Annotated in this window: 13 protein-coding genes; all 13 read right to left on the bottom strand. The window is 50.4% G+C overall.

Features of this window, described 5'->3' with window-relative positions; all coding sequences use genetic code 11:
- Positions 1–3: 3 nt before the first annotated feature.
- The 13 genes from CCE91_RS02010 to CCE91_RS01950 all read right to left on the bottom strand — a co-directional run bounded on the left by CCE91_RS02010 (position 4) and on the right by CCE91_RS01950 (position 14,855).
- Complete coding sequence (locus CCE91_RS02010; RefSeq protein ID WP_086433589.1) at positions 4–1,047, bottom strand: rod shape-determining protein; 1,044 nt, start codon at positions 1,045–1,047, stop codon at positions 4–6.
- A 130-nt stretch (positions 1,048–1,177) separates the two neighbouring features.
- On the bottom strand, positions 1,178–3,052 hold the full coding sequence (locus CCE91_RS02005) for a formylglycine-generating enzyme family protein (RefSeq protein WP_086433588.1): 1,875 nt from the start codon (positions 3,050–3,052) through the stop codon (positions 1,178–1,180).
- A 253-nt stretch (positions 3,053–3,305) separates the two neighbouring features.
- Positions 3,306–6,107, bottom strand: coding sequence for a DUF6701 domain-containing protein (locus tag CCE91_RS02000; RefSeq protein WP_157984147.1), 2,802 nt, complete (start codon positions 6,105–6,107; stop codon positions 3,306–3,308).
- Complete coding sequence (locus tag CCE91_RS01995) at positions 6,094–6,579, bottom strand: pilus assembly PilX N-terminal domain-containing protein (RefSeq protein ID WP_086433586.1); 486 nt, start codon at positions 6,577–6,579, stop codon at positions 6,094–6,096. Before CCE91_RS01995 ends, CCE91_RS02000 begins: the two co-directional genes overlap by 14 nt.
- On the bottom strand, positions 6,569–7,378 hold the full coding sequence (locus tag CCE91_RS01990; protein ID WP_086433585.1) for a PilW family protein: 810 nt from the start codon (positions 7,376–7,378) through the stop codon (positions 6,569–6,571). Before CCE91_RS01990 ends, CCE91_RS01995 begins: the two co-directional genes overlap by 11 nt.
- On the bottom strand, positions 7,378–7,914 hold the full coding sequence (locus tag CCE91_RS01985) for a type IV pilus modification PilV family protein (RefSeq protein WP_086433584.1): 537 nt from the start codon (positions 7,912–7,914) through the stop codon (positions 7,378–7,380). Before CCE91_RS01985 ends, CCE91_RS01990 begins: the two co-directional genes overlap by 1 nt.
- A complete protein-coding gene (locus CCE91_RS12375; RefSeq protein ID WP_086433583.1) occupies positions 7,911–8,396 on the bottom strand; it encodes a pilus assembly FimT family protein in 486 nt (161 codons plus the stop codon). The genes CCE91_RS01985 and CCE91_RS12375 overlap by 4 nt, the downstream gene beginning before the upstream one ends.
- Positions 8,397–8,509: 113 nt before the next feature.
- Positions 8,510–9,022, bottom strand: coding sequence for a prepilin-type N-terminal cleavage/methylation domain-containing protein (locus CCE91_RS12370; protein WP_086433582.1), 513 nt, complete (start codon positions 9,020–9,022; stop codon positions 8,510–8,512).
- A gap of 49 nt (positions 9,023–9,071) precedes the next feature.
- A complete protein-coding gene (locus CCE91_RS01970) occupies positions 9,072–9,665 on the bottom strand; it encodes a pilus assembly FimT family protein (protein WP_086433581.1) in 594 nt (197 codons plus the stop codon).
- A gap of 87 nt (positions 9,666–9,752) precedes the next feature.
- Complete coding sequence (locus CCE91_RS01965; protein WP_086433580.1) at positions 9,753–10,976, bottom strand: type II secretion system F family protein; 1,224 nt, start codon at positions 10,974–10,976, stop codon at positions 9,753–9,755.
- The gene (locus CCE91_RS01960; protein ID WP_086433579.1) at positions 10,976–12,763 is read right to left on the bottom strand and encodes a GspE/PulE family protein; all 1,788 of its coding nucleotides are present in this window, start codon (positions 12,761–12,763) and stop codon (positions 10,976–10,978) included. Before CCE91_RS01960 ends, CCE91_RS01965 begins: the two co-directional genes overlap by 1 nt.
- Entirely contained in the window at positions 12,763–13,920 is a 1,158-nt protein-coding gene (locus tag CCE91_RS01955) for a tetratricopeptide repeat protein (RefSeq protein ID WP_086433578.1), read from the bottom strand. Before CCE91_RS01955 ends, CCE91_RS01960 begins: the two co-directional genes overlap by 1 nt.
- Complete coding sequence (locus CCE91_RS01950; protein WP_086433577.1) at positions 13,917–14,855, bottom strand: ExeA family protein; 939 nt, start codon at positions 14,853–14,855, stop codon at positions 13,917–13,919. Before CCE91_RS01950 ends, CCE91_RS01955 begins: the two co-directional genes overlap by 4 nt.
- Position 14,856: the final 1 nt, after the last annotated feature.

Below are 14,856 nucleotides of genomic sequence, written 5' to 3'. Positions count from 1 at the left end.
CTGTTACTCGTAACTAAACAGGTCACCACCGTGCATATCAATCATTTCCAGCGCTTTACCACCACCTCGGGCGACACAGGTCAGTGGGTCATCGGCAATGATCACGGGAATCCCTGTTTCTTCCATCAGCAGACGGTCTAAATCACGCAGCAAGGCGCCACCGCCGGTTAGTACCATTCCTCGTTCGGAAATATCTGATGCAAGTTCTGGCGGAGACTGCTCCAGGGCAACCATTACCGCACTAACAATACCCATTAGAGGTTCTTGCAAAGCTTCTAATATTTCGTTGCTGTTCAGAATAAAAGAGCGTGGTACACCTTCCGCCAGGTTACGGCCGCGAACTTCAATTTCGCGAACTTCGTCGCCAGGGAACGCAGAGCCAATTTCGTGCTTAATACGCTCAGCCGTCGCTTCACCAATTAAGGCACCGAAATTACGGCGAATATAATTAACGATGGCTTCGTCAAACTTATCGCCACCAATACGTACCGAGGACGAATAAACCACACCGTTTAGTGAAATGATCGCTACTTCGGTAGTACCACCACCAATATCCACCACCATAGAACCGGTCGCTTCTGATACCGGCAAACCGGCACCAATAGCAGCTGCCATAGGTTCATCGATTAGATACACTTCGCGGGCACCTGCACCTAGTGCAGACTCACGAATGGCGCGGCGTTCAACCTGCGTTGAACCACAAGGCACGCACACCAAAACACGTGGGCTAGGACGGAAGTAATTGCTGTCGTGCACTTGTTTAATAAAGTGTTGCAGCATTTTTTCGGTCACATAAAAGTCGGCAATAACACCGTCTTTCATTGGCCGTATAGCTTTAATATTACCAGGCGTACGCCCAAGCATTTGCTTGGCAGCAGTACCAACAGCAGCAACGGATTTTGGCCCGCCAGAACGCTCCTGACGGATAGCAACTACCGATGGCTCGTTTAGCACTATGCCTTCATCTTTTACATAAATCAGGGTGTTTGCGGTACCAAGATCTATGGAAAGATCATTTGAAAATAAACCGCGAAGCTTTTTAAACATGGACAGGTCAATCCTTCATGTCGTCAGTCTTGTGAGATCCTGTAACTCTACCAAGCTACAGGGGACGCAGCAAGCGAGTTAAACGCTCTTTATTAAGGTTTACAAAGGCGCAAGCGCCTTTGTACTTAGCTTAGCGTTGTGCGCGAACGACGCGAAAACCAATATAGTTGGAACGGAATTCTTTCGGTAGTTCCATGCGCGTTGAAACCCGGGCTAAGCTTGGTGCGAAATTCCATGAACCACCGCGAACCAAAACTTCACCGGATTCTGCACTGTAAGTCCATTCCCACACGTTACCAACGGTGTCGAATAAGCCCCAAGCATTGCGCTTAAAAGTACCTACTGGTGCTGTACGTTGATTCGAAAAATCGCTGCCACAGCTACGGCAGTTAGCGCGACCAGAACCTATATTCGGGCCCCACCAGTAATCGGTTTCAGTACCAGCACGAGCGGCATATTCCCACTGACGTTCAGACGGCAAGTTGTATTTAAAACCACTGCGGCTGGACAACCAGCTCACAAACTCTTGCGAATCGTTATAGCTAACACACACTACCGGCGAAGTATCCGATTGTGTAAAGCCCGGCTCACGCCAGTTTAACTTGCTGTCGCGTTGCGGTTTGCCGTCAACGTACACTGAGCAACCATTGCCTTTTTCGGCTTCAGTTACATAAGAAGTATCGTCAACAAAAGCACGGAACAGTCCGACTGTAATTTCTTGCTCTGAAATACCAAAGGAGCTTTCGATAGTCTGAGTACCAGCCGGTTTCTCATTCGGTAAACCGTTACCGCTTAAGTCACCCATTTTAAAGCTACCGGACGGAACCACCACTAACTCAGGGCCTCGCACATTGCGATACAGTACGTCCTGAATTTTTTCACCTTGCGTGAAAGCAAAAGCCGCACGCTCAAGTTCAGCGCGAACCGTGGTTGACTCTTTCAACGCCAGGCGTCTTACAAAACTCTCAAATCCAAACTTAGTGACTTCAACATCGTGTTCGCCGGCGGGCAACATAACTTCCAAAGGAGTTGAACCATAGCTAACACCATCAATGATTACTTCATCGTCATAAACGTTGGAGCGCAATGTCAGTCTATACATTGCCGATTCATCATAAGCGATCGCTTCAGCATCACCAGCCGGCTTATCCTTTCCCACATCAGAGTCTAGGTTACAGTAACGCAGGTCAATATTGAGCAGGCTACACGCCTGGTTTTCCTGCAACTGGCCGCGCAGTTCAACTGACAGCTTCACGCCATAGTTGCCCTGACCACTAAAGCCATTACTCACTGTTTTTGAACCCAGAATTTGAATGTTAGGACTTGCCTTTTCCTGATTCGCTCGCGCGGTTTCAGATTCTGATAGCTCAGAGAACACCTGATCCAGATACTGCTTAGAGGCTTTTTGCTTGGCCAGCAGCTTGCCGCGGTTTTCACACTGCGCAATAGTTTCCTGACGGTCACAAACAATTGACTGACTTACTTCAATAGTGCCCGTTTTATTAAACTCACGTTGCACACGGTCAACACGCGCTGCAGTGCGTTTCTCTTTCAGAATTTCAATTTGGTTAATCAAACCGTGCCGGCTCAAGCGGACGTTTTCCACTTCTTCTTTTTTAGCGGCAACCAGTTGCACCTGAGTTTTAATATCTTCTTTGTTGCGCTGATGCGCTAACACAGCCTGTTGATAGGCTTTTTGTGCGGTAGAAATATCAGTTTCGGGATCATCAATGAGCTGCCGATATCTGTTATTCATTTCTTCCAGTGCATTTAAACGCGCCCGCTCCAACTCGTCACTGCGCGAACGCAATGAATTCAGTTGTTCTACGAGGTTCCGGTGTTCAGCCTCAAGCCCAGCAACATTCTCAGAAAAATTTTCATACTGAGATTGCAGTGTGCTGATATTGGTTGAAATTTCTTCGACTGTCGCTTCTTGAGCAACAACCGTTCCGGACAGCGCCAGAGATGTAGTCACGAACAGTGCCAGTCGAGCCAATCGCATCATTGTTCCATTCCAAGCTTAGAAATAACCGGGGGACGTGCTCTGTACTTAAGTAAGTTAAGACCGCACAGGCCGCGCCTTTGTTATTGTAATAGTTCAAACGTTTGCAAAACCTGTTATTCGGGTGTCACTTCTACCAGTGACTTTATAGTGCCGAATAAGAATACAGCTTTATGCTATTTGCTTGCTACCCAAAGCGCAAGTTTATTGAACACTTTATTAAGTATTAAATTGCCGAATTATTACCAAAGTCTTACTACCAACCGATTTCACGGGTGAAAATGATTCGGTCGTTCCCACGGAAACGGCCGAAGTATAAGGTTGCGGCAGGGTCTTCCCAGGCGTTACTGGTACTATTCCAGCTGCGCAGGTAGTCAACCCCAAGGTCATTCAGGTTGGGCTGCCACAACGCTTCACATGGGGTTGCTGCACCGTCCACAACAAAACTGTTCCCCGTGCGCCCCCCACTTACGGTGGTATTGCCCTGCGCATTTAGCGTATTCCCGGCACAAGCCAGATTCGTTAACCAGGCAGTAGTTACCGGCGTGCTATTATCACGCGTATTGACGCGATACGCCTCTAACCCGCCCACACTGGTGTAAGCGGTAATAATAACATCAACCGGCAGCGGTTCGCCGTCGACTCCGTAGCTGTCATTTAATACGACCACGCCGTCCAGCAACTCAGTGCCGGTCATATCCATCGCCTCACCGATTAAGCTGTTGTTCAAGCTAATGTCCTGACAGTTACCCGGCGCAGCCTGACTGGCAATACACACGCCATCGCTATCGGTCATTAAGCTGGCCGGAACTGTGATGTTGTAGTCGGCTTGCGCGGGCAACTTGGGCACCTGTGGCTTACTGAATAACATGGACAAGTTGACCAGTTGGAATTCCAGCGGCTGTCCCAGTGTGCTCTGGTTGGCTACTTGCAAAGTTGCGGTACCGTTTAAGCTGGCAGTCACATTGGCAAGGTTCGATGTAGCCGTGGTATCGAACCGATTCCCATCGGTGCTGCCATCACTGGTTAACCGGTAAAACAGGTCACGGTAGTTAGTTATCAGAGCGCCGGCGGTGCTATAGGCACGCAATTCCCATTGTGGATTCAAGCCAAACTCAGTAGGTTGCCCATAATAAGTGAAATCGTCCTGTGCATGCACTAATACCGGGGTTTGTGACAGTACTTCAAAATATGCAGGAATAAAGCGCCCGACCGGCTCACTAGTACGATTCAGGGCACCGTTAATACCGCCAGCTCCCAGATAATCGCCTCCGGCAACATTGGCTTCCAGTTGAATCACACCAACTTCGTTGAAATTGACACTGCTATTCACGTATTCTGCAATATTTGAACTGGCACTAAATCCGTTCATATTCGCCAAAGTGCCACTATTGGCGCCGCTACCGGTAGGTGCGAGCAGGCTGTGGTTCACCAGTGCCAGTGTCTGCGCAGTGTTTTCATTCCCGAAATTCGGAGTCGCATCACCATTGAAATTTAACGCCGTAAGGCGTACTTCAAAGTTCTCACCTGCACTGGCAAACACATTGGCAAGGTGAAAGTCGCTAGTTAACCCCGCCGCCGGATTACTGCTAATGGTGAAGCCAACCGCATGGGGTTTTACAACAAAAGGTGCTGAATTACCGCTTAAAGTTGCGCTGGTGGGCGCCTGAGTGCTTGCACTTAAAGCAATAGAGCCAACATCACCGTAAGTAACGTTAAGAGTTCCTGCGCCATTACTGTCGAAAGTAACAGGCACTGCGGTGGCGGCGGTGCCCACAGTGTTTGAGTTAATGGTAAGTGCAGCTTGCGGATAGGTGGTAGTGTTACTGCAAGTACCCGGGTTCTGGCAACTCAAGGCAAACTGCACGTTCTGATTGCCCTGCAACGCAGCACCGCAGGCACCGGTATTAGTATCGGTGCGAATAGCTTCCAGCCCCAGGCTAAAAGAAACCCCGGCCACCTGACTTTGCTCGTTAGTAAAGCGCAATGCCGTATCTACCGCTGTAATAGCACAACCATTTACGCTATCGCATTGCACGCCCGAAGCGGGAATTTCACCGGTGGGGTTCTGGGTTACCAATTGATAGTTACCAACCGTAGGTATGTCCAATTCCACCGTGGTTTGACTGCTATTGTTGAAGCTTGCAGTGCTGGCAGCAAAACCACCAGTAGATTCAGCAATATCAACCGTACCAGTAAATGCAAACTGGTTGGTACAACCGGCGTCAGCGCATGCGGTGACTGTTACCGGATAAGCTTCACAGGTAAGCGCCGTACCGCTATGAGTGAGCTGGAAGTATTCGACGTTGCCTTCAGGAGAACAGCCGCGGTCTTCTTCGTTTTCAATTTCCTGCTGCTGGTCACACTGATCGCCAGTAATATTGCCGTTGTCGTTCACGTTAGGCGAATCAACGTCACCGTTGATAGTACCGTTGTTGTTAACCGAGTTCGTGGCATCCACATCGCCATTTATAACCGAGTTGCCACCGTTTATGTTCACGTTTTCGGCTTCTATATTGCCGTTTACCGTATTGTTTTCACCAATATTTACGTTAGTGGCATCAATGTTGCCGTCAATAGTGATGTTATTGCCGGTATTTAAGGTTCCATCCACTTGGATGTTGCCACTTACCGTACTGTTATTACCTAAATTTAAGTTACCACTTACTATTAACCCACCAGTGAAACCCGTGTTGTTGCCCGAGTTAATAGACCCTTCCACAGTCAGGTTGGCGTTAATAATGCCGTTATTGCTGGGATTCATATTCCCTTCAACAATAATATTTAAATCGTCCGTATTGCCACCCTCATTCACCACGAAGTTATTGCCAAAGGTGAAGTCGCCGGTGATACGTAAAGTGGTAGGCGAGCTAACGTTAATAGTGTCGTTATTACCGAAAATCAGGTTGCCGTTGCACAGCACTTCGGTGCCGTCGTAGCTGCACCCGGGCGGTAATGGTCCGGCGGGCACAACATAGGTTGCCGCTGACGCAGCCGGACTGATGAGCAATGCACCCAGCAGCAGTAGACTTGCAATCCCATATTTATAAGCTGGCATCACTGGCCTCCAGTTGTAGCTGGCGCGAGTAAACATCACCACCAACCGTACAAATACCCGTAGCCTCAAGCCGGAAGTGCGTCTGTCCGTTACCTAAATCCAGCTGCCGACATTGCACTTCAACCTCACAGTTCTGTAAGCCCGTAGTTTGCGTATGAGACGCAAAATCCTGGGTAAATTCAGCACTGCCACCCAAACTGGTGCCCGGGCACGCAGACGGGTTTGCGCCGGCGTCGTAAGGTGCAGTTTCGTCTAACGGGAAAAGTTCGGTCAGGTACAAGTCAACCCCAGCGTTGGCCGCGGCCAAGGCGCGACTGCCAGAAACCTCAGCAATAACGCCGGCGCTGCTGCCGCCTAGCAGCCGAATAATGGCAATGCCCAGCAGCCCCATCACCACGATCACAAAGATGGCAATAGTAAGAGCACTGCCGCGCTGCTTATTCCGGTTCTTACAGGAGTAATTATTGAACATTTGGAATATGCACCTCGTGATGCAGAATCAACGGCTCAGCGCCTTCGCTTCTGGCGAATCTGAACTGCAGTTGCACTAAACCATTGCGCTGCAAAGTTGCGTTAGCCACGGTAAAAGGCAATTGCGCTGGTAAACTTACATCATTGGTCAGGTTGGTAGCCATAGTTTCACCAGTGCCCAAGTTGCCGGGCGCTTGCTGATTCTGATTGCGCCCGTAACCTTCATAACGGCGCAGGTTCTCGCCCTCCAGACACCAACTAACCGGGTCATTAATACTATAGTACCGACGTGCCGCGCTGCCGCTGATAAATCTGTCACCGGAGGCAAACGCAAGCCGAGTGAGGCCTGCCGATGGCGTATCGGCAGTGCTATCAACTAAGGCTAATGAGCGGCCAGGCCCACCATCACGGTAAATATGATCTTCAGTAAAAGCATTTACAATAATGCGATTGCCAAATACGTCTGGGTCTGCTGTTACCACATCCATAGGCGCGTTCGAGTTGGGTGGCCGGGGAATGCTCAAGTACAACCCGCTGCCTGACACCGGCACAAACTCCAGGCACTGGTAGGTGGCGTCGTCAGTGAGTTCGCGGGCGCTGGCCGGCAGCGAGCTTTTCAATTCACGGCTAAGGCGCTCCAGCGCAAAGCGGCTTTGTGCAGATAATTGATCACGCCCCACCGCGTCCACAAAAATCTCGGCGCCAACCCGTAAATAGCTGAACACAGCAATGCCGCTAACGGCCAGAATAAGCATAACGGCAACCAATTCAATGAGCGTAAAACCGCGAATTCGGAGCATTAATAATTCCCCCGATAAGCGCTGAACACCACATCCACACCGTCGGGTGTTACTACGGTTACCCGAATCAGCTTGGCGTTCGCAACAGCGCCGTCGTCTACGCTGTCCAGGTTGCCGTCGTAGTAAACACTTACTTGCACCGAGAAGCCATTGTAAATAGCACCCAAGTCGTCACCCAGCGCCGTTTCAATAGCAGCGCCTGTTTCATTTAAGCCGTGATAATCATCAACGTCATCGAAATCATCTCGACTTTCGCCGTCGGGCCCTAAATTGGCCGGTGCTGTGCACGCAGGCGCAGTAACTTCACCACAACGCGGTGTGCCGCCATTGGGATCTGAGTTTTCATCAAATCGCTTGGACACAACTTCATTAAGCATGGCATTACCAAGCTCCACCGCCCGAATCTGGTAAATAGCATCAACGGTGTTACGGGCCTGTGGAAACAGCAAGGTGCTGAGTAAAGTGAGTGCTATGGCCAGCACCACAATGCCGGTAACCAGCTCAATTAGGGTGAAACCACGCGCGGCTTTAATCATTCGCAGACGCCCCGATGGATTCGGCCCTGACTAGCCACGCATACTTGCAGGTTATTGCCGCCAGCAATAGTAATTTGCCAGGGTGCTGTGCCGCAGGCATTCCCCGGGGCGCTCACCGGGCAGCCCAGGCCATTAAAGTAACGAACCTCTGCTGGGGTGATAGTTACTCCGGCGTCCTGCTCAGCGGCCGCTAAGCCCTCGTAGTCAGGATCAAAGCTAGCCGGTAACGAGGTGTCGGAGCAGTTGGTTGGAACGCCAAAGCGATTGCCCGCAATAAGCACACAATAATTATTGGTTGAAGCCGTGTCCTGCATCGCCCGTTGCTGCTGCAGGCGCAGCAAATTAATCAGCCGGGCCTGATAGGTTTGTACGTCGGCGCCGTCGTCACTGAAAAACGCAGGTGCCGCAGTAACGGCTAAAATGCCAATCACCACAATAACTGCCACTAGCTCAATGATGGTAAAGCCCTGCTGTATACGCATGCGCCGCCTGTTAAATGCTAAGTGTTCGTTAAACCTACCACAAATTTTACTATAGCCATCATTGTGCGCAATAAAAAAGGGCCCGTAGGCCCTTTCCTGAATCAACGCTGTGCTTAGCAGCCAGAGTCAGTTACTACCACAGTTGCCGGTGTAGAGGCATCTGCAGCTTGGCTATACGTCACAAAGCAGTTGGTGCCTGAAATGTCGGTCGCTGCAGCAGTGGCAGAACCAGTTACCAAATCACCAGGAGCTAATAACAAGCTTTCCGGAGTAGTAGTAGCGTCTACGAAATATGCCCACTCAGCAGTGGCTGCTGCGCCATCAGCTACAGCTTCAGCGTCCATGTTCGTTGCAGCGATAATGCCTGCAGCTGTTGCTGCCGGGTAACCGAATACAGTGTCTACACCATTGGCCGTACCTGTAGCACCAAGTGAATCTTCTAATGCCGCTTTTGCATAAGTCACCTGCGAAGCGCCCTGCATAGCACCTTTAGCGCCATTTACAGTTGAAGTACGTGCGTCAGAAGAAAAATCGATAAACTGTGGTGCTGCAGTTACAGCCAAAATGCCCAGCACGACAATTACGATAATAAGTTCGATTAATGTAAAACCTTGTTGCTTCTTCATGGTATTCCCCAAGTTAAATCCAAAAATGAGCTGCGCTTGTTAGCGAAGTTTAATTGTTACTATAAATGTTAACACTACCGGTACGAGGATTGTAAACAAAAACGTTCCCGGTGGTTTGAAAGTCAGTTCCCGACGGCGCTGCCGTTAAGTTCTTTATGGTGTTGGCTAAATAATATACACAAACATCATTGCCGCCAAAAGTTTCTTGCGCTACGTAATACCTGTTCTCACCCAATAAAGTGAAATTGGTGGTCGCCGTTGGTGCTCCCTGCAAAATTGCCTGCATAATGGAACGACAATCTTCGTTATTCATATTCTGGTCATGCGAGCTGGCATTGTTGTTGCCACTGACCGGATAACCGGTATTGCCGTCAACATTCACAACAATGCCGTCCATTTCAATAACGGCGCCAGCACCATTGGCGCCACCTTGCGGCCGCCCATCGAGCTCCCACTCAGCGCGTACTATACCCACAGCACTGGCAAAACCACCGGCAACACCCTCTAATGCAGAGTCCTCTGCATCGGCCGTCACACTGGTAAAGCGAGGCAAAGCCGACGCGGCCAGCAAGCCCAGAATGACCACCACAATAATCAGCTCTATTAAGGTAAAGCCTTGCTGTCGATTTGCTGTTGATATCATACCTTCATTCCTTTCGTTATTTTGCTGGCGAAGCGCCTACATAGCAATCTTACAAAGCTCATACGCAGAGGCCTGCAACTAAGCAACTTAGCGCCCCTGATAAGCGTTCATCATATCCCACATTGGCAGGAATATACCCATGGCCATAACCAATAGCAGGGCTGCAACCACCACAATCAACATAGGTTCCAGACGCGCTGTCAGGGTTTTTAAATCGTAGTCTACTTCGCGTTCATAATACTCGGCCACTTCGCCAAGCAATTCGTCTACCCGGCCAGTTTCTTCACCCACCGAAATCATTTGCAGCACCAAAGGCGTAAACAGGCCACTGCTGCGACTGGCCCGGCTTAAACTTTCACCTTTTTCAATATTCCGGCGCATATCCAGAATATGTTTGCTGCCCCAGGCGTTATCAACGGCGTCGGCTACTAGCGACAATGCCTGCGTAAGCGGCACCCCCGCGCTTAACATGACCGAGAAGCTACGGCTAAAACGGGCCAGCATAGAGCGCATCAAAATACTGCCCACTGCTGGTATTCGCAATTTCAAGTAGTCCCACTGCACGCGCCCGGCCGGGCTTTGTATATAACGCCGAAGCATAAATATAGCGCCAGCAATGGCCAACAACATAAGGTGCCAGTAATTGACAAAAAAGTTCGAGGTACCAATCAGCACGCGGGTTGCCAGCGGTAGCTCGACACCAAAGCGGCTAAACATGCTGGCAAAGGTTGGTATTACAAATATATTCAGCACAAACATGGCGGCAACCAGCGCCAGCAATACAAACGACGGATATCTTGTTGCCGCTTTCACTTGCTTGCGGGTTTCCTGTTCTTTTTCTAAATAAGCTGCCAGTTGTGCAAACGACTGTTCTAGCTGGCCGGTATTTTCACCCACATGCACAACGGCCACCAACAAGCGTGGAAACACTTTCGGATGCGACGCCATAGCCGCCGACAAGGTGCGGCCTTTCTCTAACTGCCCCACCGTTTCCCGAAGAGCCCGCGCCAGACGTTTGCTGCTGGTGTTCTCAGCCAACCCGTCAATGGCCCGCAACAGCGGAATACCGGCCTTGGTTAACGAATACATTTGCCGGGTAAAAATAATTAAATCGGGCAGCTTAACGTCGGGCTCCAGCCATTGCTGCCAGTTAATCCCCTCGCTGCGCACACCGCTGGATTCTTCAATATTAAGCAGAATAATGCCACGCCGCACTAAGCTGTCTACCGCACTGCCCTCATTGCCGGCTTCAATAGTGCCGTTAATGAGCTCGCCCTGAGCGTTGCGACCACGGTACAAGAACTCAGCCATTAGCCGCCTCCGTTGTCCGTGCTCTTAGCGGAACCCTCGGAACTGGTCTCGCTTGGTGTGGTTAGCGATGCAAAATCTTCTTCTTCCACCGACTCGGCTAAGAACAGCACTTCGCTGACGGTGGTTACACCCTGCTTAGCGTAATCCAGCGCTGTGTGTGCCAGGCTACGAAAGTTCGCCGACTTAGCGGCCGCACGTGCAAATTCGCGCGTATCGCTATCACGTAGCGCGTCCATCATAGCTTCATTCATTTCCAGCAATTCAAATACACCGATACGACCTCGGTAACCAGTTTGGTTACAGCGTTGGCAACCACGTCCGGCGAAGAACTTAGTGTCGTTGGTAATGTCTGGCGACATCGTTTGCAGCCAGCTTAATTCGTTCGAGTCTATTTCTGCCGGCTGTTTACAGTGCTCACAAATACGTCGGATCAGTCGCTGCGCTAATACGCCGCGTAAAGCCGCAGCCACTAAATAAGGCGCTGCGCCCATATCAATCAAACGCAAAGCACTGGTAATAGCGTCATTGGTGTGTAGCGTTGAAAGAACCAAGTGACCTGTAATAGCCCCGCGCATACCGATTTCTACCGTTTCACGGTCGCGCATCTCACCCACCATGATAATGTCGGGATCCTGCCGTAGCGTGCTGCGTAGCACTTGCGCAAAGTCCAACCCAATACGGCTATTCACCTGCACCTGAGAGATTCGCGGTAACCGATATTCCACCGGATCTTCCACGGTAATTATTTTTTTGCTGGCCTGATTCAGTTCACTCAGCACCCCATACAAGGTGGTGGTTTTACCCGACCCGGTTGGACCAGTAACAATTAACATGCCATGCGGACGGTGCACTAAACGTCTTACGCGCTTTATAATATCGTCGGGCATGCCGGTTTGTTCCAGCGCCAGCAACCCGGCTGACTGATCCAGCAAACGCATAACGCAGGATTCACCGTGCTGCACCGGCATAGTGGAAACCCGCACATCTATACTGTGCTTCTTCACATTGATGTGAAAACGGCCATCCTGGGGTAAACGTTTTTCTGAAATATCTAGCCCGGCCATTAGTTTCAGGCGCAAAATCAAAGCCGAAGCAATGTTGCCTTCCTCCAGTATATTTTCCTGCAACACTCCATCTACACGCTGGCGAATGCGTAAGGCTTTGGCTTCGGGTTCAATGTGAATATCGGATGCGCGCACTTGCACGGCATCTTCAAAAATGGACTGTAATAGCTTGGCTACTGTGGCATCACCGCCACTTTCTTCCAGTGTCAGGGCACCAAGGTCGAACTCGGCACTGTCGTCGTACTCGTCCTGCAACTGGCTGGCAAACTGCTCAATGTCTTGTGTACGGCGGTACAAATTGTCGAACGAATCCAGCAACTGCTGATCGGCAACTACCGCAATTTCGACGTTGCGCGGCGCTAAGATGCCTGCAATAGCATCTATGGCTGCCAGGTCGGCCGGGTCGCTCATGCCTACCAGGGCACGCTGTTCATCGGCTTCTATAACTAACGCCCGGTGCCTACGAGCTTGTATTTCCGGCAATAATTTTGCGGTTTTTTCATCAATGCGATACTCGCTCACATCAATGAACGGAATATTCAACTGCTTAGACAAAAAGGTCAGCAATTCATCTTCGCTAACGTAATTCAAATCCACCAAGGCGTGGCCAAGCTTACGGCCCGAACGTGATTGCTCGGTCAGTGCCGACTGCAATTCGGACTCTGAGATAATGTTTTCGTGAACCAGCAGGTCACCCAACCGCATCTTTAAACGAGGACGCATTAATCGCCTCCCGCCTGACTATCTTGCAGTTGCGCCAATCGCTCCTGAATATACAGGTTAGTGGCGGCAGTAAAACCACCAATTTGTAGTGCTTTACCGTACGCATCTGCCGCTGACACGGAAGCGTCAGAATCATCCAGCGCCAGCGCCAGACCTAACCACCAGCGCGCATTGCCCGGCTGTGCCTGCGTTAGAACCTGATAGTCAGCCACAGCCTGCTCATAGTCAGCCGCCTTCCAGGCAAGTTCAGCACGAATACTTAAGCCTTCCCGGGCACGCTCTGCACTCAGTGTCATACTCTTTAGAACTTCCAACGCATCGGCTGGCATGTCCAGCCGTTGATACATACGCGCCAGCAACAATTTTAAATCGGCTGCCTGAGGGTCCAACTGAATCCCCTGCTGCAGTATAGCTAAGGCTCTGTTGCCGTAGCCGCGGCCATACCAGTAGGCTGCTAAGCGCTCGCGCACCACTGTATTTAATGGCTGCACTGTTAATGCTTGCTCTAACAGTTCCTGGCCTTGCTGTTGCTGCCCTTTGCTAAAAGCTTCTTCCGCTTTTTCAAGGTTTCGCGCAGCAAGTTGCGCCGGTGACAGTTGCACGCGACGTACTGACATACTTGGCTTCGACGTGTCAGTTGCCTTAGCGGAATTAGATGATGCCGGTTGTTCATTCGGTGTTTCTGTGGCTGATTGATCGGAGGTAGACCTTGCCGTGTCTGCTGCTTCTGATTCAGCCGCAGCCTGAGTTTCACTCGCAGTTGTTGTTGCTGGCTGCCCGGAGGAGCTCTGGTTACCCGAAGTCTGGTTACCCGAATTTTGCGGCGAAGAATCTGCAGCCAACACAGCTTCAGACGAGTCATTCTCACTAGTTGATTCAGCTTTTTGCGGCTGGGCTTCAGCCGCCACCGGGGCTAACTGTTCAGGATCAATTGGTTGGTTAGATTCACGTTGTTGAATAACAGGCGCAGGTTCCTGGTCACTCTGCTGCCAGGAAAAGTAGAAAACTAATCCGGCCAATACCACCGCAATAAGCAGCCACACCACTCTTAACAGAGTCCGGCGTGGCATCGGCGCGATAGCGGCCGGGGCAGCATTACTTTGTGGGTGTTTCTGGCGCTGATCTAAGTCGCGCAGCATGCGGTTAATAACACTCACAACGACCACCACTGCTGTACTGCATTCATAACTCCGGCGCCCAACTTGGGCACAAATAATAAGGCTGCAGTGCCAATAACAACGGCAGCAATAACCGGCCACAGCCAGTTTAAGGGTTTTAATTTAGTAGCGTCTTCGGTGTCTGCCGCCGCTGCACGCACATGGCGCAACTGCACCTGATGGGTGCCTTCGCCGTAGCAAAGCAATAGAATTTTATGACACAACACATTCACTAACCGCGGCACACCGCGGCTGGATTTGTAGATAGCCCGCACCACAGAGGCCGAGAAAATTGCCGGCCCTTTATAACCCGCCACCTGCAACCGATGGGAAATATAGGTCGCAATTTCGGTTTCATTCATAGCGTCCAGGTTGTACGAAAAAGTAATACGCTGACGCAGTTGCCGATGCTCTTTGGCCGCAAGTTTTTCATCCAGTTCGGGCTGACCAAACAAGACCAGATGCACCAATTTGCGACTTTCGGTTTCAAGATTAGAGAACAATCTTAAAGCCTCCAGACTTTCGCTTGGCAAGGCCTGTGCTTCATCCAGAATAATCGCAACAGAACGACCCAACTTATTAATTTCCATCAGCTTTTGCTGAATAATTTTGGTCATTTGTTGTTGTGACGTAGCCACCGAGGTGTCAATTTGCAATTCACTGGCAATAGCTTCACGCAGCTCGTGCGGTGACAGATACGGATTGGGAATATAGACAGTGACATAGTAATCAGGAATTTCGTTCAGCACTTTGCGGCACAGCAGAGTTTTACCGGTACCAACTTCACCTACTACTTTAATAAAGCCTTCGCCGGTTTTTAGCGCCGTCAGCAGTACCTCTAACGCGGCATGATGGCCCGCCAGATCGCAATAGAAATCCGTGTTCGGTGTTAGCGTGAAGGGTAATTCACGCAGTCCATAGTGATACAAATACATA

The organism is Pseudidiomarina planktonica (assembly GCF_900177775.1).
Classification (GTDB): domain Bacteria; phylum Pseudomonadota; class Gammaproteobacteria; order Enterobacterales; family Alteromonadaceae; genus Pseudidiomarina; species Pseudidiomarina planktonica.
The sequence above is the reverse complement of the archived record's forward strand: the minus strand, read 5'-3'. Positions and strand labels throughout refer to the sequence as shown.

Excerpts from the sequence above, each read along its gene's own strand:
- CCE91_RS02010 (WP_086433589.1), bottom strand. The coding sequence starts at position 1,047 with ATGTTTAAAAAGCTTCGCGGTTTATTTTCAAATGATCTTTCCATAGAT.
- CCE91_RS02005 (WP_086433588.1), bottom strand. The coding sequence starts at position 3,052 with ATGATGCGATTGGCTCGACTGGCACTGTTCGTGACTACATCTCTGGCG.
- CCE91_RS02000 (WP_157984147.1), bottom strand. The coding sequence starts at position 6,107 with ATGCCAGCTTATAAATATGGGATTGCAAGTCTACTGCTGCTGGGTGCA.
- CCE91_RS01995 (WP_086433586.1), bottom strand. The coding sequence starts at position 6,579 with ATGTTCAATAATTACTCCTGTAAGAACCGGAATAAGCAGCGCGGCAGT.
- CCE91_RS01990 (WP_086433585.1), bottom strand. The coding sequence starts at position 7,378 with ATGCTCCGAATTCGCGGTTTTACGCTCATTGAATTGGTTGCCGTTATG.
- CCE91_RS01985 (WP_086433584.1), bottom strand. The coding sequence starts at position 7,914 with ATGATTAAAGCCGCGCGTGGTTTCACCCTAATTGAGCTGGTTACCGGC.
- CCE91_RS12375 (WP_086433583.1), bottom strand. The coding sequence starts at position 8,396 with ATGCGTATACAGCAGGGCTTTACCATCATTGAGCTAGTGGCAGTTATT.
- CCE91_RS12370 (WP_086433582.1), bottom strand. The coding sequence starts at position 9,022 with ATGAAGAAGCAACAAGGTTTTACATTAATCGAACTTATTATCGTAATT.
- CCE91_RS01970 (WP_086433581.1), bottom strand. The coding sequence starts at position 9,665 with ATGATATCAACAGCAAATCGACAGCAAGGCTTTACCTTAATAGAGCTG.
- CCE91_RS01965 (WP_086433580.1), bottom strand. The coding sequence starts at position 10,976 with ATGGCTGAGTTCTTGTACCGTGGTCGCAACGCTCAGGGCGAGCTCATT.
- CCE91_RS01960 (WP_086433579.1), bottom strand. The coding sequence starts at position 12,763 with ATGCGTCCTCGTTTAAAGATGCGGTTGGGTGACCTGCTGGTTCACGAA.
- CCE91_RS01950 (WP_086433577.1), bottom strand. The coding sequence starts at position 14,855 with ATGTATTTGTATCACTATGGACTGCGTGAATTACCCTTCACGCTAACA.